Here is a 21,572-nt window from a genome sequence, read left to right on the forward strand (position 1 = left end):
CCTCTTTATTTTCAATCCGGCAATACAAAATCTGGCCAGAGCAAAGACCCACCCAGAACAGACATGGGCACATGTGTACCCTCAGGAAAATTGTTGAAATCCGAAAGAACAATCGCTGCAGCATCAGTCTCTGGCCTCAAAATTTCCGGCTTAAGATTTAAGCCATCCAGGGCTACTACGACCGAGGCTCCTCCCCCCTTCAGGCACACCCGAAGTATGTTCTCGCCAAGCTCCTGCGTTTCCAAGTCCGGGCGGCCTAAGAGAACAAGCCCCTCATCTGCTGCGAGACCCTCCTCCTCCTCAGCGGAAACGATTGCGTCGTAAAGCGCGCGGACCTCGCTTTCATCACTTTCAGGGGGCCATAGAACGCTGTCTGCCAGGGATCTTTTGTTCTTCATCAAGTTCTGCAACAGGCAATCAAAAGAACCGCGCTGGAGGCGCGGGTGTATAGCCAAGGGGATATGCACAGTAACCGGGCGGGTCTGTCCAATGCGGTGAGTTCGGTCGTTGCATTGTTCTTCGACCGCGGGATTCCACCAGCGAGTCAAATGGATCACATGGTTTGCCGCTGTCAGGGTCAACCCCGTACCTGCCGCACGCGGCCCCAATACCAGGACATCGAAACCTTCATCATGCTGCATATGGCGTTGAAAATGGTCTGTGATTTCCTTTCGATGCGACACAGGTGTTGATCCATTGATGATTTCGACGCGTGGCAAGCCGAATTCGATTTTGACCAGTTCAGCAAACCAGGCTTGAACATCCCTGTTCTCGACAAACACGAGCGCCTTTTCCCCCTTTGCCTGGATCGCTCGAAGGACATCCATGGCAGCCTCAATACGGGCTGAAGCGTGGACAAAAGTTTCAGGCGCTTCACCTTCCAACAAACCAGGATGCAAGGATGTTCTCCTGATGTGGTGTAAGAGGCCAAACAGCGATTGCCCGGGTTTACGAGCCTCATCATATCTGAGCGCTTGGATCTCAGGCATGATGCGTGGATGCAGCACCCTCACTTTAGGCGGCAGATCCGATGCGGCTTTCTCTTTTGTGCGCCGAATACCCAATGCCGGGTACCCGTTGATCGATGAAAACACGGCACGGTGCAACTCTTGCATGTTACCCTGCTTTGGAAAGTCAAAGGCGATACGAAAATCGTTGAGCGCACCCAGAGCCCCGGGAAACAGCTGATCCATGATAGCCCAAATGTCGCGGGTAGCATTCTCAACGGGAGTTCCAGTCAAACCAATTCGAAAGTCAGCGTTGACAGCCTTCGCGGCATTCGACCGCAACGTTGATGGGTTCTTGAGATTCTGGATCTCATCGAACACTGCAACTTCGAAGGGAGTTTCGGCAAAGGTCACCGCATAATTTGCCAAAGTTTGGTAAGTGGTAATTACGAGTCGCGGCTCGGAGCAATCAATAAGACTGGAGAGGTCAAGTTTCGCGCGACCATCCTGAATGTCCCTTCCCCGTTCACCCTGAACGCGCCACGCCTTGAGTTCGCGGCCATAGAGGCGAACTGGCTCATCGAAAATACCCGGCAGAAGGTGCTTCCTGGTTTCATCTTCCCAATTCCTAAGCAAGGATGTGGGAGCGACAATGAGAAACGGTTTGGTGGGCAACTCACCTTTCGTCATCCTCTCATTCAACCAAGCCAGGAAAGAAAGCGTTTGAACGGTCTTTCCAAGGCCTTGTTCATCAGCATTCAGGATTCCAGGGAGACCGGCCTCCCATGCAGATACTTGCCAATCAAAGGCGTTTCTCTGATGCACGTGCAAAGATGTCTTTAGCGAACTGGGCAACTCTTGCTCCGTTGCTGATGGCCTGTCGTGCAACCTTTCGCGGAATTCGAGTTCCCAGAAATTGTCATGTGTCACCGGCAAAATGGCCGTGACCTCGCCTTCTTCTGTCTGATCCTGGCTGGTTCGATTGAGATACAACTCCAGACGTCGTCTCACTGCCTGGATAACCAACTCCGTGACAGGAAGAACTCCTTGTTCAAGCAGGACCTCCAGATCCCCATTCTCCTGCGCAGCAAGGAGTGTCTTCAAAACCGTATCCAGATCCTCTTCTGGAATGGCACCCAGGATCTCACCAACGACAGCGTCAATGTCATCAGGCAACCACGACGTGCCAGATCCTTCAAGAATTTCGATCTCGGGCTTGGTCCACTTCCTGATCTCGATAACGCGATCAGTCCACTCCCGCGTTTCAGCCCAAGCTTTTTCGAACTCTGTTTCAACCGCATCTACCAGATCGGCAGACGGCATCAGTTCGTTCAGCCGACCCTCATCTATCAGAGCTTGCTCAATCGCTTCCGCAACTAAGCGATCTGCATTTTCGAGGAAATTCCTCTTCTCCTGGTCTGTTCCTCTCGCATGGCGCGAAATCACATCGACAACCGGCACAACAGACTTGTCCAGGATCAGGAACCTGTTCTCTCCTACTCGATATGCTGGTTGAGCGCCTCGGCGGTTGGAATCATCTTTGAATGCAGAAAGCTCATCGCCCTGGAGCGCGGCGGAAACCTCGGACGCCATTTCTCCTTGCCGGATTTGCTGAGATACAAAGGGTAACGGCGCAAATCCCAATGGATCCTCGGGATCGACAGCCAACCCCACCTTGTCACACGCGACAATTTCCACCTTTTCCAGATAACGTTCTGGCCGCGTTAACCCGTCATCTTCAAGGTCACCCAATGCCGCACGAAACTCCGAAAGAGCGCGCCAATGTTCTGGCAGAGGTCTGCCGCTGTCGAAGGCTTCAGACAAGATGATTGCGTCATAGATCTGCGCAGGCAATCGCATAAAAACGCCGCCAGCTTCTACTATCGCACCCGTACGATTGAGCCGAATTTGCCGCTTGTCGCGCTCCCACCACCACTGCAGAGCAAAACTCTCGCTCCCAAGGGATCCTCGCATTTCCGCATGGAACACTACACCTGAGAGTTTTCCGGGTATCCCAAGCACAGAAGCTGACATGTCATCCAGCCGTGACACCATCCAATGATCCAGCCACAAGCAATCAGCCGAAAGCTCATGGTGATCGGAGTCACGATCCAAAGCCCGGATCCTCGAAAGGGCAATTGCAAGTGTTCTTTCAGCGCCTGCAAGTGTCTTGAGGTTTACAGTTTCCCGTTTCCGAAAGCGTGCAAACAATCCTGCTTTTTGGTGTGAAATTCGTACTCGAAGGCCATTTTCTTCAATATCGAACTGAAACTCATGCATCACAAAACCCGCCTTTGCACCCACTCCATCCAATGGCCGGGTGGATCATGCCTTCTGGCATCCTGGTGGCCCACTGGCAGCAAGATATCGTCGAGATCGTAGTTGCTGAGATAAAGCTCAGGAGTTGCTCGAGTTGATGTCGGAAAAACATGCACCCGAAAACTATGCGAGCCTTCGACAACCGTCTTCGATCCGATCTTCATCATGAGCAGACAAGTATCACTTCGAGTGCCTTGGTGGCCAAAGCTCATGTAGGATGGATCACCCGTACGAGCATAAAGTTCCTTTGCATGGGGCACGGCTTTGCTGCCGAGTGCGACCCACGCTTCCTCAATACGGCCCTTGTCATAGACTCCCATCCAGAACCGTTTTCGATTTGCCCATTGGTGCCCCTGTTCCGATCCTCCTTCTGCCCTGGTCACAATATCGAAAATCGCTTCCATGCTCTTGCGAGCCAACCATTTCAGCAGGATCCGTCGATAAGGCTGCCCAACCATGGACCAAAAAGCTGGGCGATCAGTCCGAGGGTCGCCGAACCTATTCACCAGCCTTTCCAGGTTGAATTCGCGGAGCTTCTGAGGGCAGTCGGTGGAAACCCAAGGGGATAGAATTTTTTCGACAGTCTCAGCAGCCCAAGGGTCAAAAAGTTTCGGACGGTTTGGCGGTGTTACCCATCCCAGAAGCTTGTCCACGGCCATCTCAGTCTGTGGCATGGGGGTTTGCCTGAGAAATGCGAGATGGGTTTCTCTCATCAAGCCTTCTTCGTGAGGGGCAGGTAAACCTTCAGACTTGAGCCACTGGTAAGGTGTCGTGGCTTCGACCATTCGTGCAGCCATCTTCTCTGCGCCATCTTCAATATCAAGAAAGTCCGGGTGCTTTGCGAACATTGTCTTCCAACGCGTCGGCAGTACGGAGGCCTTTTCAAGCAATAGGTTTGAAAGAGCACGTGTTTTGGCCGCTCGTTTTGACCAACTCACAAAGTATCCCCGGCACATGGCATCGATCAGGGTCGGATTCGATGTAACCTTCATTTCCTGATCCAGGAAAAGGCGCAATTCCTGTGGGAGTTCGATCTTTTCTCGAAGATGCTCATAAACCGCGACACCAACATCGCCGGACGTCACTCCCTGCCAATGTCCCGCCTTATATGCCCCCTCGACTTTACGAAGAATGATCGGGACATCCTCTGGCGCGCGTTTCTCGAGCCCAGGAAAAGCTTTTGCGATCCGTTCTGCGGCCTTATCCAGGGCTCCACCTTTGACGCGAACACCGAAGTCAGGTTTGAGGACAAGTCGATCGGCCAGGCTCATTTCGCTTGACCTCCAAGAAGGAGATTTCGAATACGATCCAGGTCATCAATGCTGGCCGGGATCGAAGCTTCGTCCAAGGGAGAAAACATGATAAATCGAATATCGATGCGTCGGTTCGCATCCTTTCCCGATGACGTAATGTTGTCAGCAATTGGTCGCCCTTCTCCGTATCCAGCAACAGCCAACACTGGCTGATTGCGGAGATTCAGGAGCTCAAGCAGCTTCGGGTTGGCACGTGCCATTGCTTGGCTGATTTCAGCTCCACGCTTCGCGCTGAGACCCAGGTTATGCGCATCTTCACCATCGCTGTCGGCATGACCTTCAATTTGAAGCGCATCTACGAGAGCGACATGGTCATTGCAGCCCTCACTGATTGATGAGTGCTTGCCAAGTGTGAAACAGCCGACAACATCTTCCAAAATGCTGGAGATACGGAGCATTTTCTCCAAGCCTTGACGTGTTGGAGTTGACGAGTTGGTCCGAAAAAGCCCTTCACCTTTGAACTGCAGAGCATCTCGGTCACGAGAAAGCGCAACGTCTATTCCTGCTGCCAGGATCTTCTCCTCAAACTCTTCCAGGATGCGTTCTCTTAGCAGTGAAACACGAGCATTATAAATTTCGATGCGGTTCACCTCAGGATCCTCTTCAAGCTTACGCTGAAGGCGGTCCCGTTCCTCCTCAAAATCACGCACTCTGGATTCAAGTTGCGCGACTCTTTCTTGCAATCTGGGAACAAGGTTGGGTTCCCCTGAACGATAGCTTTCCAACTCTTCAAGGAGCTGCCTGACCTGAAGATCCCGCTGCTCGATGATGCTTTCTGCTTCATCCAGCATATGTTTCGGAACTGTTTCCCCTGGCGTAATCTGGGTGGCGAAAAAGGCGAGTAAAATCATGACGATGAACAAAAAGCTCACTGTCATGTCCGTCATCGACACGAAGACGGATTCTTCCTCCTCTTCCGACAACCGCTGGCGAAACGCATGCCTCATTCTGCAATCGCCTCAACCGACGGCTTGGGCTGGCTTTCCGGCTCGAACGCCTTCGCGTTTTCAATGACCGCCTGGAGAGTGGACAACGCATCGGCGAACCTCTCCTGTACGCCGTTCCCGTGATCTTCGAGCTTGTCGATCGTCTTACCCACTTCGACCTGGTAGGTTTGAAAGGCTTTCTCAAGCTGGCCATCATAAGAGGCTGCTCGGCTCTCGAAGGCTTCAATCAGGCCTTTGATAGACAGCATCGCCTCCAAAACGACCTGTTTCTCCTCCGAGATCGCAGTCTTGGCGGCGTGAACCATTTCGGTTGCGCCTTCGGCCACCCGCAAGTTTGCCGCATTTCCTTCTTTGACGGTTTCCATGACCGTTGGGGCCAAGTCGCCAACCATTCCGCTTGCGCTTGTCAGTTTTTCGGACACGTCCTCGAGACGCGAGAGTGCGGAAATCAGGGACTTCGTGGAAGAAGAAAGAGCCTCATCAAATTGTTTACCCGCCAGGTTCAGGTCGTCTCCGATTGAAGACAAGGCATTTGCAGCAGATTCCATCCTCTCTGAAACAGAGTCCAACGAACCGCCAATCCCCGAGGTAATGTCTTTTCCCAGTTGATCGACCATGGTGCCTACATTCTGCACCGACTGTTCCACCACCCTGTTCAATGGCTCGCTCAGCTTCGCAACCAAATGTGTATTCAGTTCAGCCTGTTGTACTGTTTGGTCCTCGATTGCCCTCAGCTGCTTCCCTGCGAGATCCTCCAAGCTGATGAACGCCATATTTTTCTCAAGTACAGCGGCAAAGGAATCGGCCCCCTTTTCAACCTTGGTCGACCAGTACCGCAGAAAGAAATTGATTATGATGGAACAGGCCAGCCCACTCAAAGACATAGTGAATTTGGCTGAAGCTTGCCCCAGAAGTTCACGCAACGCACCTACTGTCGCGGCATCGTTGCCATTCAACAAACCTTGGGTCTGTTGAAGCACTGCCACCAAACCAAGGAAGGTCAACAACAGACCAAGGGAAACGAAGACTCCTGGCACCCATCGCAAAGACTTCAAAGAAAATCCAAGATCATCCACGTTCAAGAATGCTGATGGACGTATTGAGTTGTGAACCCGCGCTTCGTCGCCCCTGCCGACGACTGTAAGCGTTTCACAATATTCCGAAAATCCAGTCGACAATGCACGGTCGGCCGCGCCCTTCCGGTGTTTGAGTGCGGCTCTCAGAGCTTCTGCATCCAGGCCATGACCAGAACAGTCGGAAGCGCGTTCTGCATCTTTCAGCGCGGCCGAAAGCGCTTGTCTGCGCGACCACGAAATGAAGGAGACCCAAATGACGAAGAGCATCATAGCTGCAAAAAGAATCGCGCTGATGATTCCAGGCCAGTGCTCGTCCACGATCATGTTGGCTGCCGACAGGATAAAGTCCCGAACCCAGACGCCTACGCTTTCAAAATCCATTTCGTCTCCAAATCTGAGGGCATCGTCTTTCTGGCAACCCTCTTGTTGCACACAATTTTTCCACTTTCATTGATGCAACTCAACCGACGAGTGCGCTAATTGTTCACCAGAATCCCCTAAAGTCACAAAGTCATGTTGCCCAACTGTTTGAGCCAATGCACTTTCAATCCATCTGAGGCCCGAAGAAGTTTTTCGTTTGACGCCAATGCACCCATCTTCCCGACGAGACGTCAGGGAGATCGAAATGTGTTCAGATCAATCAGCAAAGGATCATGCACTGCTAATCAGCACCAAGGATCTTTCTGATTTTCTAAATACTTCGGAAGGGTTTGCTCGAAACCTCATGAAAAAGCTCGACATTCCAAAGCGTGGTAAAGGTTATCCCAGACTACGAATATTCGCAGTATTCGGGTTCGAAAAACCATACCCGATCCATGCTCCGGGCATTTGGAGTACCCTGCTTGATGCTCCAGCAGCAGCGAAGGAGACAGGGGAAAGTGAGAAAACAATCGGGCGCATGTACGAAGGCGCCCACAAAGACAAAAGCTTCACCAACTTCCTGTATTTTGGCCCCCGAAAACGGATGATCTTCCCTTTTGAGGCTGCGGCTTGGCTCTCAGGCACCCAACCCAAATTTGTCCGGAAGAAAGAGCTTATGCATCCCTTCCTTCGCCGAGAGAGGCAAGCAACGCACCATACGGACAACCCCAAGCGTGAGCCTGCTCCCACAGGTATACGCTCGTCAGCCATAACCACTTTTCTCCCTCCGAAAGCGGAAAAATAGATCTCCAAAAAATTTCCGTGAACCGTCATTTGGACCCAATTCCATCCTGTCGTCGAAGGAAACTTTAGCGACGCCAAGCGCCACAATGCTGAACAATAATCCATTCGCAAAATGACACTCCGGCGCGGAATTGGATGTTTATCGGTCAATGACACCGATAGCGGACAAAATGACAAACACCGCCGAATATTCGGTTCCGGAATATCTGCAGGTTTTTGTCATTTTTCGCTTTGGTTTCGGCGATAACGGCCAATTTGTCATTTAGCGGACAAAAAAAGAGGCCCAAATGAGCTTTCATAGACCAATCACCGCACTGAACCTGCAAGACGTCCAAGACCGAGAGGCGGCGGCAGGAAACAAAGACTACGCCAACGCCGTAGGCCGTTACCCGCACCTGACTGATGGCGCAGACCTTAGCCAGGTCCCCGCAGATCTGGCGCTGGTAAAACAGCAACTGCCACTCCATGGGTTCGATCCTTCTCTCAGCAAATCCGAGAAGGCCTACAAGGCGACGAGGCGCAAAATCATTGCGGCCGTAAAAAACGCAACCGGCGAAGCAGAAGCTGCCAGGGAGCGTCGTGCCCGGGTCGACGAGTGGGCGGAACTTCTGACCGCCCTGGAACCTCACGCCGTCACAGAAGGCGAACGGAAACACCATGCCAAACAGATTCTCATCCCTGTCAGGAAGCTGGCTGACGTAGCGCGGGCAAGCGACATCAAACCAAGCCAGGTGTGTCAGGACTGGTTGGACGCCGTTTCGCCAACCCTGGAAACCAACGAGTGGAAAACTCTTCAGCGGGCATTCAAGACGCTGAACAAATATCGCCACGACGACAATGTGTGCCGCTATCTTCCCGTTACTCCCTTTCCTGCCGCTGAACCTCGCCGCCAGGAAAACCTTCATCTCATTCCTCCTCATATCGCTGATGAAATCGATGATTGGGTGCGCGACGCCACGCTGACCGAATTCGATCCTGTTGAGCAGGAACATGTGAATACCGCTTCGGTCTCGAGCGTAAATTTCAAGCTGGCAGCGATGCGGAAATTCGTCAGCACACTTTTTCGCAGTGGTCGGCTACAGCCACATACAAAATTGGGTCTGCAGGACCTCATGACGCCTGAGTATGCGACCGATGTCGTTCGGTATTGGAGCCAACATGAAGACCAAAAGGGCCATATCTCGGCAAGAACAGCGTATGACTACCTCAAATCCAACTATGTCGTCATGGCCAGAAATGACGTCGATCCTTCCCTCATGAAAAGCCATCTCAGAGCCAACCGTTTCCTGAAAAATGGGAAGAAGGCCAGCAACGACATGTCACCCACTTCACGCAAATTCTGTGAACATCTATTGGCATCACCACGGCAGACAATGAAATTCCTGTCGATGCATGTTCATTTGCGCAATCAGGTCAATGAACTGCTCGACCGGCTTACTGGCGTTGAATTCAACCCGAAATCGCAGGAGATTACACGGATCCGGCAGATCGGGACGGTTGCCGCCATCTGCGCCCTCGAAACGCGTGGAGCTCCCATCAGGATCGAAAGTGCTTTGGAACTGGTATTTCGCGGCCCAGGCAGGACCTTTCATCTACCCTCACGAAAAACCAAACATGCAACGATCGACCTCGGGCCTGAGCATACCAAGAACGATGTCGATATCTGGGCCCCGATACAGCCGAACAATTTGAACGGCCTCGAAGTCATTCTCTGGTATCTCGAAAAGATACGCCCTCTCTTTCCCAACCCTGAAGAAAGTGTTCACCTGTTTCCCGGCTTCAAACGTGGGGAAGCGCTGGAATACAGGACCTTCCTCGGTTGGTTCAAACGCCAAACACGAAGCGCCGGATTGCCAATGACACCGCATAAATTCAGGCATGGCCTCGCCTCGCTTCTGTTGCAACACAACCCTGGCAGATGGGACCTCCTCGAGAGATTGCTCGACGACACCCCCGCAACCGTTCGCAAGAATTATGCTTGGGTGAATGAACGCGCCAAACGCACGGAAGTTCAAAAATTCATTCTGGATCTGTCGAGCCTCAGCCGATGAAAACCCCAGACTACCGCTCGAAAACCGACATTCTTAGACTTCAACGCTGGGATCTCCTGATTGGAGATCCCAATTTGGCCGCGGCCACGGTTCAGGAATTGAGGTTGGTCGATGATCTTCTGGCTTATCTCGAAACACGCGGAATTTCGTCGATGGAAGCCCTGTCTGCGCAGGAATTCCTGAAGTTTGATGCCAGGAATGGATCAGAGAGCCGGCTTCGTCGTCTCAAACATGCGATCATGGCGATTTTCCCGAGCCACCCTTCGGTTTTGGCCCTGGAGGAAGCCATCCGATCGCGCGAAGCAAAACGCAGGAAGAAGTCGAAACCCAAGTCGCGCCGACTGTCCAAATCCGTGGAGTTCAGTCAATTGCCCTCGGCCTGGCGCAAAGCTTTCGCAAACATGGATGCAGGGTTCGATCGAAACGGCGAATTGCCACCTGCAAAAGGCATGATGGATACTCACAAAATGAAGATGCGTCAGTTCCTCTTTTCTGCCCGCGCGGCTGGTTTGCCGGATGATCCGTCCCCCGAGGCGGTACGTGCCTATGCGCGCGATCTTCGAAAGCGAGGAGTTGCCCCGGCGACCCTCAGGTCTTCGTTCGCAGCCGTGCAAAAGTTCGCTCGATACATGGCTGCTGATGCAGAAACGCTCGATCTGCTGGCCGATCTCGTTCGAATTTACGAGGCTGAGGCTCGCAAGGCGAAAAGTAAAAAATTCGAACACCTGCAGAAAACCGGGTACTCGCCAGTGGCGCTGATCGAGCAAGCTCGTGAAATCCTGCAGGGTGCAGAAGAACACGGCTGCCCAAGAAGCCGCCATGCGCAACGCAACCGTGCTGCAGCATTGGCATTGTTTTCCGTCATGCCGGTCCGCCTTGCTGACACGCGATTTGTCTTTGGCGAAAACCTGTTCTGGACAGGTAGCCAATACACAATTGAAACCGAACTCTCCAAGAGCGGCTATGCGTGGACGACAGACATTGATCCCCGGCTCAATGTCCTGATCGACGCCCTCATCCTGCGTGGTGCCAATCCAGCTTGGCTCGATCACATGCGCCAGGCCTGCCTCGCAGAGAAACGCTCCCTGTTTATCAACAACGGCGGAACCCCTGTCGCCTATGGATATGTTTCGGATTGCTGGCGGCGAGAAGTGGGAACCGGAGAGCACATCGCTCGTACGGTTTTACACACATTCATGGGAATAGAAATGGGACAAGCCGGAACAGACCTGGCGATGGCATCCTGCGGACAACGTAACCATGCGACAGCTGAGGCATACCAGGGTGAAGCCCTGGCGATGGCCCAACGCATGAAAGGACAGACCGAGCTCCGCGAGATAGCCGATCAAGGAGAACTCGAGATGTTTGAATTCAAATAGGATGAACTGGCGGCGGCAGGTGTTTCTTCGGGATTTCGGCATGAACCCCAAAGAAACAACCCGCCCCACCATAAACCGAGAGAAAAGCAGCCTCTCACACGACAACCGCGCATTCGAAAGGAAATTCAGTCGCCTTGAAGCCACGGCATCATGCTTTGGCGCTGCATAGGAGAACACAATGTTCGACTTTCACCAGGACGCACTGAAAGACCTCCGGGATTTCATGTCGTCTCATAACGAAGCCCTGCAAAATGCCTCCCTCCTTTTAGGTGGCCAGCCCGCCCTTCGCCGGACGCAGGTCCTTCTCGGCGACCTCATGAACGCACGCAGTCTGACACGAAGACTGAGATACAGGATTGCAGCACTCCATGGTCTTCTGAACCTGAGCAATGTGCATGACATCGAGACCCTCGAAGCGGCACACTTCGCCGAAATCGACCCGGCCTCGCCCATCGTAGAGGAGCTCTGCCTACTCACCGAAGGGTTGAAAGAAGCAATCTGTCAGCACCCCGACCCTGATCTGATCGAATTGATCGAAACTGATCTCGTCGCATGACGGCACAGCGTCACCCCCTGTCACTCTGGGGCTGACGACTTGAGAGCCAGCGCAATGCCGGTTCACCACTGACAGATGACCGCTCAAACGGAAGGAGACCACATTGGACATCGAAATCGAACGCGACGTACACAAGCTGACACTCGACGCAATCGTTCTGGGGCGGTTGCTGGCCGAAGAATGGCTCGCAGGCAGCCTGACCCCCAAAGGATCCATCAGATCAACCATCCTGGATAGCCTTCGATCCCTCCGTGGGCGCCAGGGGCTTCAGCAGATCGACCAGGATCTAATCGACCTCATGGGTGAACAGATCCGCAGAACCCTGAATGAAATTCGTGAGGGTAAAGGTGATGCCGCTATATCGCAGGACGTGGATCTGGTCTGGGAACAAGATCAGAAAGTCGTCGAGTATGTGAACCTGGCATATCGCTGGAAGCAATTCAAAAAAGCCAAGATTGCGCTCGACGACAAGCTCTCAGCAATTCGTGAGGCCGACCTCTTTCTGTCCAGGACAGTGTAGAGCTTCTGAGAGATATGAACCGAGTTCCGGACTTTGCTCGAGCCGATCTCGGCTCACTTACCTCACGAGGAAGAATTGGATTTGCGACGCGGATCAGTCACATGTGGCATCAAGGGTTCCTTCGCATATGGCAACTCAGGAGCTGGCGGTTTGTCTCCCCATCGCACATGGGGAGCAACCCAGGTTCTTCCTACTTCGGGATTGCCATCAGGGCCTCGTCCAATCGAACCCTCTCCAATACGCCGCCAAAACCCTTTGACTGAAACCTGCGTCTCCGGTTCCTTTCGTGGAGATCCAGACAAAACCCTTGCTTCAAATCCAACTTCTTCTGGGACAAGGTTCCTGCGCGGATAACGCAGGGCGCGCACGAGCTTGAACATCTTGGGCTTGTAGGCACGAGGTGTTTTCTTCCTTGCTGAAATTCCCGTGTCTTGCGCCTCTTCAACCAGCCGTCGGCCGGCTCCGTCAAAGACATTGTCTTCCACTGCATCGAGCTGAAACTCAAAATACGCTGGCAGCCCCATCTGTAGAAGAGCCCTGATGCCCAGGGGCTTAAAGAGCTCGGCATTTGCCCATGCGCCAACAGAGGCCTGCTCGTCGGTCAAAAGGGGATGCCCACCTGGTTTCGCGCTCCACCCAATTGATGCGTCGATAAGTTTGTCGCTGTCGACCAGTAAGAAGGACGTCTTGACCTGGTCATTCCCCTCAGCATCCTTGGTGAGTGCCGTGAAATGCGCGACCTTGTAGTGTGACCTATTCCCAGGAACTCCCATCATCCCTGCCAGCCGGGTTATCAATGTGTCGGTGGTCTCATCTGCAGGAATGAGAATTTGGAGCAATCTGATCTCGCCCTCACTGGAAATCAGTCGCGTTCCCAGATCAGACAATCTTAAATCGATGAATCCCTCATCATGATTGTCAGCCTCATCACTGTAGAGATGCGCTCGTAGGGTCTTCAGATCAAAACTTTCGATGACATTTCCATCGGTTTCCCCCAGACGAAGATAGTCGAGGAATTTGTGATTTTTTGCTGCGGTAACCCCGATGGGTTGGCTTGCCATCATCTTTCGAAGATCTTCGTAGTCCTCAGCCACATAGAGATGGCGCGTCGCCGGCCAAGGAGTGAGCCCTGGGAGTTTTCCGACAGGATGTGGCCTGAGGAACGGACGCATTGCTTCTATACCAGGAAAGGTTCTTGGAAGTTCAAGTTCCATCAGAGCCAATTCGGCAAGACAGTTGAGCGTGTCGTCAAAAACGGTTTCCGCCTGGTTGGTCAGCAACGCGCTGCTGACCTTTATCCATCGACGAACAATCTGATCAAGGCCTGGGTCAGGGGCATTCGTGAAAATGTCGAAATGCCCAAGCTGGTGGATGCGCAGAAGAAATGGGGGGATATCCTCCTCCGAAGAAGAGTTTCCGGAGCCTGGGAAAGGCAATCGAGAATTTGCCAATGTATTCTTTCTTTGAAACCGTCTTGATTTGGGTCTTTGATATGTTTCCACAGGTTGCCCCCAAACAAAAGGGACATCCCGCGACCAGGATCGGCAAAACGCCAATCAACGACATATGGTTTTGGCTCGGCACCCTCGCTTGTCGAAGAACCAATAATGCGGCATCATCAAAAACGTGAAGCACGGCTTCACCACCAAGTAGGGACGATTGCTACATATGTGCTACGCGTCGAAATCACCCCATAAAACAGCTTATAAAACAACACCTTACCGTCAGTCGCGCAAATCCATCATGGGTGCCACGCTTAAACGCGCTGCTTTTTGTGCGTTATTTTTCAAAGCGTTAACTCCCTTCAGGTCCAAACTTCGCGTAGCACGATTTCCCCTGATTTCACTGTATTTCCGGGGGGGTTTTCGGAGGTTCTCGATTCGAGCGTGCCACGGTGTAGCACATCCAAAGCCTACAAACAGCGGCCCAAATGCAGTTGGTTCCTGGCCCGGGCACCACCGGCTCCATCTTCCCTTCTTCCCTCGGTATTTGGCTATCAAACCCCGGAATCTTTTTTCGTGCGGTCGAACCGAATTCCCTGTCATCGAAATCAAGATGGGACGAATTCCATGACCGCGACCAAGAACAACACCTTGGATGTACTCGCAGCGACTACTGTTCAGTAACTTTTGCACGTTTTCGGATTTCGGCTGCAATCAGCCATAGGCGATCTTGGCCCCAGACGCTGAAATCCTCAAACCCGTCGCCCCCCCTCAGACGGAAACATGGCACACCCCAGAACCCTAACTGACTGTCCAACTCGCCCTGTGCACGGGACACCGCGTTTTGCCAGTTGTCGGATCCCAGGTGCGCTTGCGCCTGTTCCCAGTCCAGCCCCGCATCCTCGACAGCCTTTGCCAAACCCGAGGTGCGATGCAAGCCGACCCCCTCAATGAACGCCAGGCGCAGGGCTGAGGATAGCAGCTCTGTGTCCCGCCCTTGCCCCTTCGCCCAAGGCAAAAGAGAGTAGATCTTGCGTACAGGATCCCCGATCGGGGTCATGACGGGCCCAAAGGACAGACCAAGATCTTCGCCTTCGCGGCGGGCATCGAACATGATGTACATGCCTTTGGCCCGAGTTATCGGCAGACCACGCATGATCATAGGCAACACCGGTTTATGGTGCAATTGGATGCCGCAATCCCGAACCATCGCCAGCGTGCGGTCATAGATGATTGAGGTATAGGGCGAGTTGAGCGAAGGGTAGAAGTCGAGCTCCAGACCCGCAGCGTTCACACCACCAACATCAATCTGTGGGCGGGGTGCAAAAAGGGGCACTGACACATCCCGACAGGCGCCAAGGGCACGTAGACGGCGCTCTAGATGGAACAGACGGTCCAGCCCCCAATACCACTCGCCACCATAATAAAACATCGCGCCCGAGTAATGGCCCAACTTGCGCAGGCGCGCGTTCCCTGTGTTCAGGCAATCCTCTGCTTCGGCATCGGAGCAAAGTTGTGCGCCTTCAGGTGCGTCGCCTCGCCAGATCGCCGTACTGACGACGGGCAACTCTTGCGCCAAACCGGTGCCACTCAAGCCCGTCAACCGACGCGCGGCGATACGCGCGTGGTCCCGATCTGGAACCGTCCGCGCCTGAGACGGGAATGACACGCCAAGGTATGGCGCAACCATTTCGGCATCCCGCCGGGCCCAAAGCGCCAGTTTTTCGCGCTCGGGCTGGGTCTTGCCACCGGTTGCCCGGATGAAGTGCGGAACAAGCTCGACGTCGTAGTTCGATGACAAATGCACAAGAGCTTGAGCCGCGAGGTGTGAATATGGGTCATCCAACTGGTGAAAGTATTCAACCACATGGCGTGCGCCGGATTTTTGGCGCCGGGCTTCTGATTTGGCCCGGCGCGCCGCCAGTTTGTCGGGGTTGACCGCCTTGTTGAACATGCGACGCATGACATGGCGCAGAATTGCCGGTGGATCGACAATCGCCCGCGGGTTTGGATTGACCTTAGGTTCAGGCATTGGCCTCAGCCTTTGAAATTCTCCAGAAAATCCCGCATATTCGCCAAAGCCGCACCTCGAACCGTTTTCTTGTTGTGGCCATAAATACCCGGCATCGCAGCAAGCTTTTCCGCCAGATGCGAGGTGGTTTGACGCAGGCTGTCGCCGGGAACGACTTGATCCAGGAAACCGGCTTCGGTGGCGGTCTTGGGATCCATCTCTTCGGACATCACAGCCGCGCGGGTCATGTATTTTGGCGAAATCCGATGCCCAGCAATTGCTGTCAAAAAGGTACCCAATTCCATGCCGATACGGCTTTCTGGCAAGCTGATCTTATGCGCCCCGTCCGATGCCACGCGGAGATCACATACCAGCAACAAAAACGCGCCCATGCCAATGCCGTGACCATCGCATTCGGCGATCACAGGTCTGTTGAATTCGAACAACCGAAGCAGCAGCTTAAAGCCCCCCATCACTTGTCCATAGGTTGCCTCTGGTCCCTTCTGGAACTCTTTCAGATCAAAACCGGCTGAAAAGCTGCCGGCCCGCCCCGACAGGATGACCGCGCCAGCCTTGTCCGCCTCAGCCTGATCCAGCGCCGCATTGAACGCCTCGATAAAGGGCGGGTTGACGACATTCAGTTTGCCGTCATCCATTCCAATCCGTGCGACCTTGCCCTGCAATTCGTATGAGATCACTTGTCCACTCCAGCCATTGCTTTGTTCCATGCGCGACAGTCCACTGCACCGGCCAGCGAAACGCAACACTGCCCCTTGCGTCACGACATGAGATTGTTTGGATCACAAAGCGAGCCACAACTCCTGCACCGATCGAGGAAACACCCGTCCCCAATGCATTGCCCGGCAGATCAGCTGCGCTCCCATTGGGGGACAAAATCGCCGAGGGTGTCCATGATTTCCGCGTCAGTCGCATTGCCCGAAACATAGGCCACAAGCCCGCGTTTCTTGATGTCCTCGACACGCTCGACACTGGCGTCGATACCAGCTTCGGCAAACTCGGCCTCAAAGATCCGCTTTACCGCGCTCTTTCGCAACGCGGGTTTGAACACCTTGCCAACGGCGGTTTTGGGCAACTCCTCCATGATTTCGATGTATTTCGGAACAGCGCCATGTTCTTGGATGTGTTCAGCGGCATACTCCAGCAACTCGTCGGCTGTGGCGCTAGCCCCTGCCACAAGCTCGACATAGGCTGCCGGGACCTCACCGGCAGTTTTGTCGGGTTGCCCGATCGCACCCACAAAAGACACCTTGTCGTTGCTGGCCAACGCCTCTTCAACCAGCAATGGGTCGATGTTGTGACCGCCCCGCAGGATCAGGTCTTTGGCGCGCCCTGTGATCCACAAGAACCCGTCGTCATCGAAATACCCCAGATCTCCGGTCCGCAGGAACAGCTCGTTCCCCAACTTGGCATATTGGCCGACATTCATGTCGCCCTGCGTATAGGTGTCGCCCGTCGCAACTCCCGGCCCCTTGATACAGATCTCTCCCGCCGATCCCGCCGCGTGTTCCTGGATCACGGTGCCATCCTCTTGACAGCTGAGGATCATGACACGGGTGTAAGGTGTTGGCATTCCAACAGAACCGATCTTGCGGGGCGCATCAAAGGGGTTTCCTGAAATCATGCAGGTCGCTTCGGTCATCCCATACCCCTCAAGGATCGGAACCCCGACCGCCTCTTGAAACCTGTTGAACAGATGCGTCGGGAACGGAGCCGACCCCGAGCAAGCCACCTTGAGCGACGAAATGTCAGCATCAATCGGAACGTTCAGCTTCATCGCCGCAGCGGTAGGAACGGTGACCAGAAAGTTGACATTCCACCGCTCGATGACTTTCCAGATGTTGTCGAACACACCGTCACCGCGATACCCCGCCGGGGTCACTTGAACCATATGTCCACCTGCCATCATCACCGGCATCAAAATCGCATAAACGCCCATGACATGAAACAAAGGCAAAGGGCACAACGCCGTGGCATCTTCGCTGAAAACAAAGGTGGCATTGGTCCATGCGTTGTAGAGAGCTCCGGAGTTGCGATGGCGCACCAGTTTGGGAACCCCGGTCGTTCCGCCAGTGTGAAACAGGCCACACACGCGGTCTTCGGTGCTTTCTTCAAAGGTCAAACGATCCTTGGGCTGCCGGGCTAGTTCTTTGTGAAAATCCAGCACCTGTACCTGCCGCTCGGTCTTCATCTTGGGGCGGATCAGCGGCACGATCAGGCGTTTCAAACCCGTCAGATTGGGCAAGAGGTCGATTTCGACAATTGTGTCGACGTTTGGCGCCATGGCAACCGCTTTGGCAGCCACTTCGGCCAGTTCCACTTTGGGAAACGCTTTTAGGGTGACCAATACTTTGGCATTCCCTTCTCTCAAGATGCCGGCGATGATTTCTGGCTCCAGAAGCGGATTGATCGGCAGCGCTTTGCTTGCTGTCATGGCGCCCAAAACTGTTACGACGGCTTCGTTCAACCCGGGCAACAGATAAGCGACTGAATTGGTCTCGTTCGCCCCAAGCGAGCGGAACAAATTCGCAACCTGGGTGACCTGAGCGTGAACATCTGACCAGGTCAGGGTATAGGCTTTGCTGGTCGGATCGGAAAACATCTGAAAGCTGGATCCAGGGCGTCCCCCGTGAACCCGAGCCGTTTCGGTTAGCACCGAATAGGGCGTTTTTCCCGTAAACCGCTCCTCCGGCGTTGCCTCGCTTTCGATGTCGTTGATGTTTTGCCTGTACTCTTCGATTGTCCTTACGATTTCGAACGACTGCATGCCTTCCCTCCCCTGTCCGGACACAACACCATGATGATCTGTGGTCAGTGCTTTTTCAAATGTTTCGCCCCGGTTTCATGGTCCCCGATATTTCATTGCATGTTCGCGCCAAAGATTTTGGGTCCTGCCCTTGGGTTCTGGCCCTAGTAGACGCAGGTGCCAGGCGTTGGGTCAACGCGAGCGTTCAGACCCGGCTCTTACTTCCCCTTGATCTCGACCGAGAATTGTCGCCGCGCGCCCGCTGGCGGTTTCGGGAACGGGGCAGCGGCACGCACCTGCGCCAAGGCGACCTGATCCAACCGGTTTGACCCGGAACTGCGGCTGATCGAGACACCAGCCAACGCGCCGCTGTCCGAGATACGAAAACTCACCCGCGCTGACCCGCGAACATTGACAGACTTGCGGCGCGCCCGATGGATCTTGCGCCTGACCAACCCCGGATAGTTGCTGGCCGCCGCATGGCCCGCAGCACTTGAGGCTGATGCAGACCTGCGCGCATTTGCTGACCCTTTGGGTTTGGTGCCTGCCTCCGTCCCCTTCTTGGCATTCTGGTTGCCATTACCCGCCTTGGCCGCAACTGATGGTTTGGGTTGGCTCTGTTTCGTCTTGGCCTTCTTCTGCACCGGTTTGCGGCGTTCCGGCCGACCCATGGGCCGGATCGCGGCACGTCGCCCATCAACCGAGGAAACATTCTGATCGGGTTTGAGAGTTTCAATATGCTCGGTTGGTTTTGATTGGATCTCTGCCGCGGACGGGTTCGCCGTGGCAATTTCGACCGGCCTCACCGGTTCGTCCTTGCTCAGCGTCTGTGCCGAAAATGGCACCACGGCAGGTTGATCAAGCGGTTTCTGCGCGACCGAGGGTGACGTCTCCACGGGTTTCACCGCTTCAATTGGTTCGGCGACCTCGACTGGTTTGGCCATTTCAACTGGTTTTGCGGATTTGGCCTGCACCAACGGTTCCATCGGCTCAGGTGGCGTATGCTCGATCTCTGCAACTGGAGTCAGTTCTGCCTCACGCGCTATCGAAGGCTCTATTGTACCGGTGGTCATATCAGCAAAGGATGCGCCCAAGGCAGCCTCTTCAGCATCTCCGCCCCCTTCGATCCGCACCACGTCCTGCGAGGCAAAGCCCGTCAACCCGCCTGCATGGGCACCAACGGCCAGAAACCCTGCAACAACGGCTGCAACTCGGGAATGCGGAATCATTGCAAGCGTCCTTCGGTGACGACAAAGACCCGGCTCGCCCCCAAGGCGCGCAGTTCCGCGCCAACCCGAACCAAATCGCGCGCGGGCAAAGCGCGGTCGGGCACGATCCGGACCTCTTCAAGTGGGGTCGCCACGCTGACGCGTTCGACATAGGCCGCCACCGAGGTCAGTGTTGCACCGCGCAACAACAACCTTCCGTCCGCATGGATGACCAACGTATCGGGCGGCTCTCGCCCCTCAAGTTCGCTGGTTGCCACCAAATCCAAAGAAGCATCCAAAGGCGGCGCCAACGTCCCCGCAATCATGAAAAAGACCAGCATCAGAAAGACGATGTTGATCAGAGCAATCGTCGGCTCGCGGCCTGATTTGGGTCTCTTGGCCAGGTTCATGTCAGTTCAGCACCATGGTCTGTGTCTTGGGCAAGGGCCGCAGGACGGCCAGAACGTCGATCAATTGCTGCGAGGAGGTCCGATCCGAAAATGCCAGAACCAACATCTGCTCTGTGTTGGTCGCAAGCCGTTCTGCGATCGCTTCAAACGCAGTGTCCTGGCCATCGACCAGCAACCTGTCGCCGTCCAGTTTGACAAAGCGTGTCACCCGCTCGGCTTGGCTGGGTGCGCTCGGTGCGCCGCCGGTCAATTCGACCTCGCTGTAACGCGAAAAGGTCGAGGTGAGCATGAAAAACAGCAGCAGCAGAAAGATGACGTCGATCAACGACGTCATCGAAAGCCGCTTGCGGCGGCGTTTTGCGGTCTCAAGCGCCATGGGCCACCAGTTGCACAACCTCTTGCCCCGGCGCAAAGACGGTGCGCAGGGCGCGGTTGGCAAAGACACGCTCGCGATGCATGCGGGCCTCGAACCAGGTCAGGATCAACGAAGTCGGCATCGCCACCGCCAACCCCGCAGCTGTGGTCAAGAGCGCCACCCAGATGCCGCCCGCCAACAACGAGGGGTCAACCGAGCTGCCCGCCGTTTGCAGCTTTTGAAACGCCTCGATCATGCCCAGAACGGTGCCGAACAGCCCCAACAGCGGCGCCAGCTGCGCCACCATGTCCAGCGCACTCAGGCCACGCTCCAGTTGGCTGAACCGGTCTTCGGCCTCGGCATCGGTGCGCTCGGACAGCTCGCCCGGCCCACCATCGACGGCCATCTCGATCACCGGAGCCAGATAGCTGCGGCTTCTGGCCAGATGATGCAGGGCCACTGTCTCGTCCCCGCGGTCCCAGGCCTCTAATGCATGCGACAGCTCGATATGGCGACCAACGCCAGCGGCGCGATACTGCCACAGCTTGTAGAGCACCAATGCCGCCGTCACGACCGAAGTCAGAATAAGGACAGCCACCACAGGGCCGCCAAGATCAAGAACGCCCATCAGGGCCTGTTCGATACGGTCCATGGCTCACCCAATCAGTTCGGTCTTGGTGCGCGTGCTCAGATCCAGATGCTGAACACAGGCCTTATCATCCAGCCCCGGCGCCTCGCACCGTTCGGCCCCGTTTATCAACACGCGCGAGATCTGGGCGCAGCTCATGTCCGAGATGTGAAACTGGCGCACGCGCGGACGGTCGGTTGGCAGCTCCTGAAAGTCCAGAAGCGCCATGCGCACCACTTGCCCCTGCGCGCCGAACAGAACCGTTTCATAGACGGCGCTGATGATGTCCGAGGGATGGCGGTTCTGGATCAGGAAACTGACCCGGCATCCCGCCCCCTCGTCCCGGGTTGCACTCAGCTCGATGGCGACGCCGGGCGCAGGTTTGGCCTCTTGTGCCAGGGTGCTGCCTGCCCCCAGGGTCAGGGGCAGCGCCAGCAGGGCAAACAATACATCTTTCAAAGCTTTATGTGCCATCTTTGCCT

The 21,572-nt window shown here is 54.8% G+C and carries 18 protein-coding genes; 5 read left to right on the forward strand and 13 right to left on the reverse strand.

What is annotated here, in order from left to right; translation table 11 throughout:
• Positions 1-11: 11 nt before the first annotated feature.
• The 4 genes from TRL7639_RS12530 to TRL7639_RS12545 are packed head-to-tail and all read right to left on the reverse strand — an operon-like array spanning position 12 to position 6,983.
• On the reverse strand, positions 12-3,227 hold the full coding sequence (locus tag TRL7639_RS12530) for a DEAD/DEAH box helicase (RefSeq protein ID WP_085795976.1): 3,216 nt from the start codon (positions 3,225-3,227) through the stop codon (positions 12-14).
• A complete protein-coding gene (locus tag TRL7639_RS12535) occupies positions 3,227-4,537 on the reverse strand; it encodes an EH signature domain-containing protein (protein ID WP_085795977.1) in 1,311 nt (436 codons plus the stop codon). Before TRL7639_RS12535 ends, TRL7639_RS12530 begins: the two co-directional genes overlap by 1 nt.
• Positions 4,534-5,526, reverse strand: a complete 993-nt coding sequence (locus TRL7639_RS12540; protein ID WP_085795978.1) for an OmpA family protein — start codon at positions 5,524-5,526, stop codon at positions 4,534-4,536. The genes TRL7639_RS12535 and TRL7639_RS12540 overlap by 4 nt, the downstream gene beginning before the upstream one ends.
• Positions 5,523-6,983 carry a hypothetical protein gene (locus TRL7639_RS12545; RefSeq protein ID WP_133057652.1) on the reverse strand — a complete coding sequence of 487 codons (1,461 nt, stop codon included), beginning with the start codon at positions 6,981-6,983 and terminating at the stop codon, positions 5,523-5,525. The genes TRL7639_RS12540 and TRL7639_RS12545 overlap by 4 nt, the downstream gene beginning before the upstream one ends.
• A 244-nt stretch (positions 6,984-7,227) precedes the next feature.
• On the opposite strand from TRL7639_RS12545, the gene TRL7639_RS12550 reads away from it, so the two are divergent.
• The 5 genes from TRL7639_RS12550 to TRL7639_RS12570 all read left to right on the forward strand — a co-directional run bounded on the left by TRL7639_RS12550 (position 7,228) and on the right by TRL7639_RS12570 (position 12,272).
• On the forward strand, positions 7,228-7,767 hold the full coding sequence (locus TRL7639_RS12550; RefSeq protein WP_085795980.1) for a hypothetical protein: 540 nt from the start codon (positions 7,228-7,230) through the stop codon (positions 7,765-7,767).
• Positions 7,768-8,053: 286 nt separating this feature from the next.
• Positions 8,054-9,817: a site-specific integrase gene (locus tag TRL7639_RS12555; protein ID WP_085795981.1), complete on the forward strand. Its 1,764-nt coding sequence runs from the start codon at positions 8,054-8,056 to the stop codon at positions 9,815-9,817.
• Positions 9,814-11,196 carry a site-specific integrase gene (locus tag TRL7639_RS12560; RefSeq protein WP_085795982.1) on the forward strand — a complete coding sequence of 461 codons (1,383 nt, stop codon included), beginning with the start codon at positions 9,814-9,816 and terminating at the stop codon, positions 11,194-11,196. Before TRL7639_RS12555 ends, TRL7639_RS12560 begins: the two co-directional genes overlap by 4 nt.
• Before the next feature lie 178 nt (positions 11,197-11,374).
• The gene (locus TRL7639_RS12565; RefSeq protein WP_085795983.1) at positions 11,375-11,752 is read left to right on the forward strand and encodes a hypothetical protein; all 378 of its coding nucleotides are present in this window, start codon (positions 11,375-11,377) and stop codon (positions 11,750-11,752) included.
• Between the two features lie 103 nt (positions 11,753-11,855).
• A complete protein-coding gene (locus TRL7639_RS12570; protein WP_085795984.1) occupies positions 11,856-12,272 on the forward strand; it encodes a hypothetical protein in 417 nt (138 codons plus the stop codon).
• Positions 12,273-12,334: 62 nt separating this feature from the next.
• Here TRL7639_RS12570 and TRL7639_RS12575 read toward each other — a convergent pair whose 3' ends face one another.
• From TRL7639_RS12575 to TRL7639_RS12620, 9 genes are all read right to left on the reverse strand, one after another.
• Positions 12,335-13,774: a hypothetical protein gene (locus tag TRL7639_RS12575; RefSeq protein WP_133057653.1), complete on the reverse strand. Its 1,440-nt coding sequence runs from the start codon at positions 13,772-13,774 to the stop codon at positions 12,335-12,337.
• Positions 13,775-14,384: 610 nt separating this feature from the next.
• Positions 14,385-15,746, reverse strand: coding sequence for a DsbA family protein (locus TRL7639_RS12585; RefSeq protein ID WP_085795987.1), 1,362 nt, complete (start codon positions 15,744-15,746; stop codon positions 14,385-14,387).
• A 5-nt stretch (positions 15,747-15,751) separates the two neighbouring features.
• Positions 15,752-16,453, reverse strand: coding sequence for a crotonase/enoyl-CoA hydratase family protein (locus TRL7639_RS12590; RefSeq protein WP_085795988.1), 702 nt, complete (start codon positions 16,451-16,453; stop codon positions 15,752-15,754).
• 140 nt (positions 16,454-16,593) lie between these two features.
• A complete protein-coding gene (locus TRL7639_RS12595; RefSeq protein ID WP_085795989.1) occupies positions 16,594-18,510 on the reverse strand; it encodes an acyl-CoA synthetase in 1,917 nt (638 codons plus the stop codon).
• Between the two features lie 197 nt (positions 18,511-18,707).
• Positions 18,708-19,718, reverse strand: a complete 1,011-nt coding sequence (locus tag TRL7639_RS12600) for an energy transducer TonB family protein (RefSeq protein WP_085795990.1) — start codon at positions 19,716-19,718, stop codon at positions 18,708-18,710.
• Positions 19,715-20,107: an ExbD/TolR family protein gene (locus TRL7639_RS12605; protein ID WP_085795991.1), complete on the reverse strand. Its 393-nt coding sequence runs from the start codon at positions 20,105-20,107 to the stop codon at positions 19,715-19,717. The genes TRL7639_RS12600 and TRL7639_RS12605 overlap by 4 nt, the downstream gene beginning before the upstream one ends.
• Position 20,108: 1 nt before the next feature.
• Positions 20,109-20,483, reverse strand: coding sequence for an ExbD/TolR family protein (locus tag TRL7639_RS12610; protein ID WP_085795992.1), 375 nt, complete (start codon positions 20,481-20,483; stop codon positions 20,109-20,111).
• Positions 20,473-21,114 carry a MotA/TolQ/ExbB proton channel family protein gene (locus TRL7639_RS12615; RefSeq protein ID WP_085795993.1) on the reverse strand — a complete coding sequence of 214 codons (642 nt, stop codon included), beginning with the start codon at positions 21,112-21,114 and terminating at the stop codon, positions 20,473-20,475. Before TRL7639_RS12615 ends, TRL7639_RS12610 begins: the two co-directional genes overlap by 11 nt.
• Before the next feature lie 3 nt (positions 21,115-21,117).
• Positions 21,118-21,564: a hypothetical protein gene (locus TRL7639_RS12620; protein WP_085795994.1), complete on the reverse strand. Its 447-nt coding sequence runs from the start codon at positions 21,562-21,564 to the stop codon at positions 21,118-21,120.
• Between the last annotated feature and the right edge of the window lie 8 nt (positions 21,565-21,572).

Source organism: Falsiruegeria litorea R37, assembly GCF_900172225.1.
GTDB classification, from domain to species: Bacteria; Pseudomonadota; Alphaproteobacteria; order Rhodobacterales; family Rhodobacteraceae; genus Falsiruegeria; species Falsiruegeria litorea.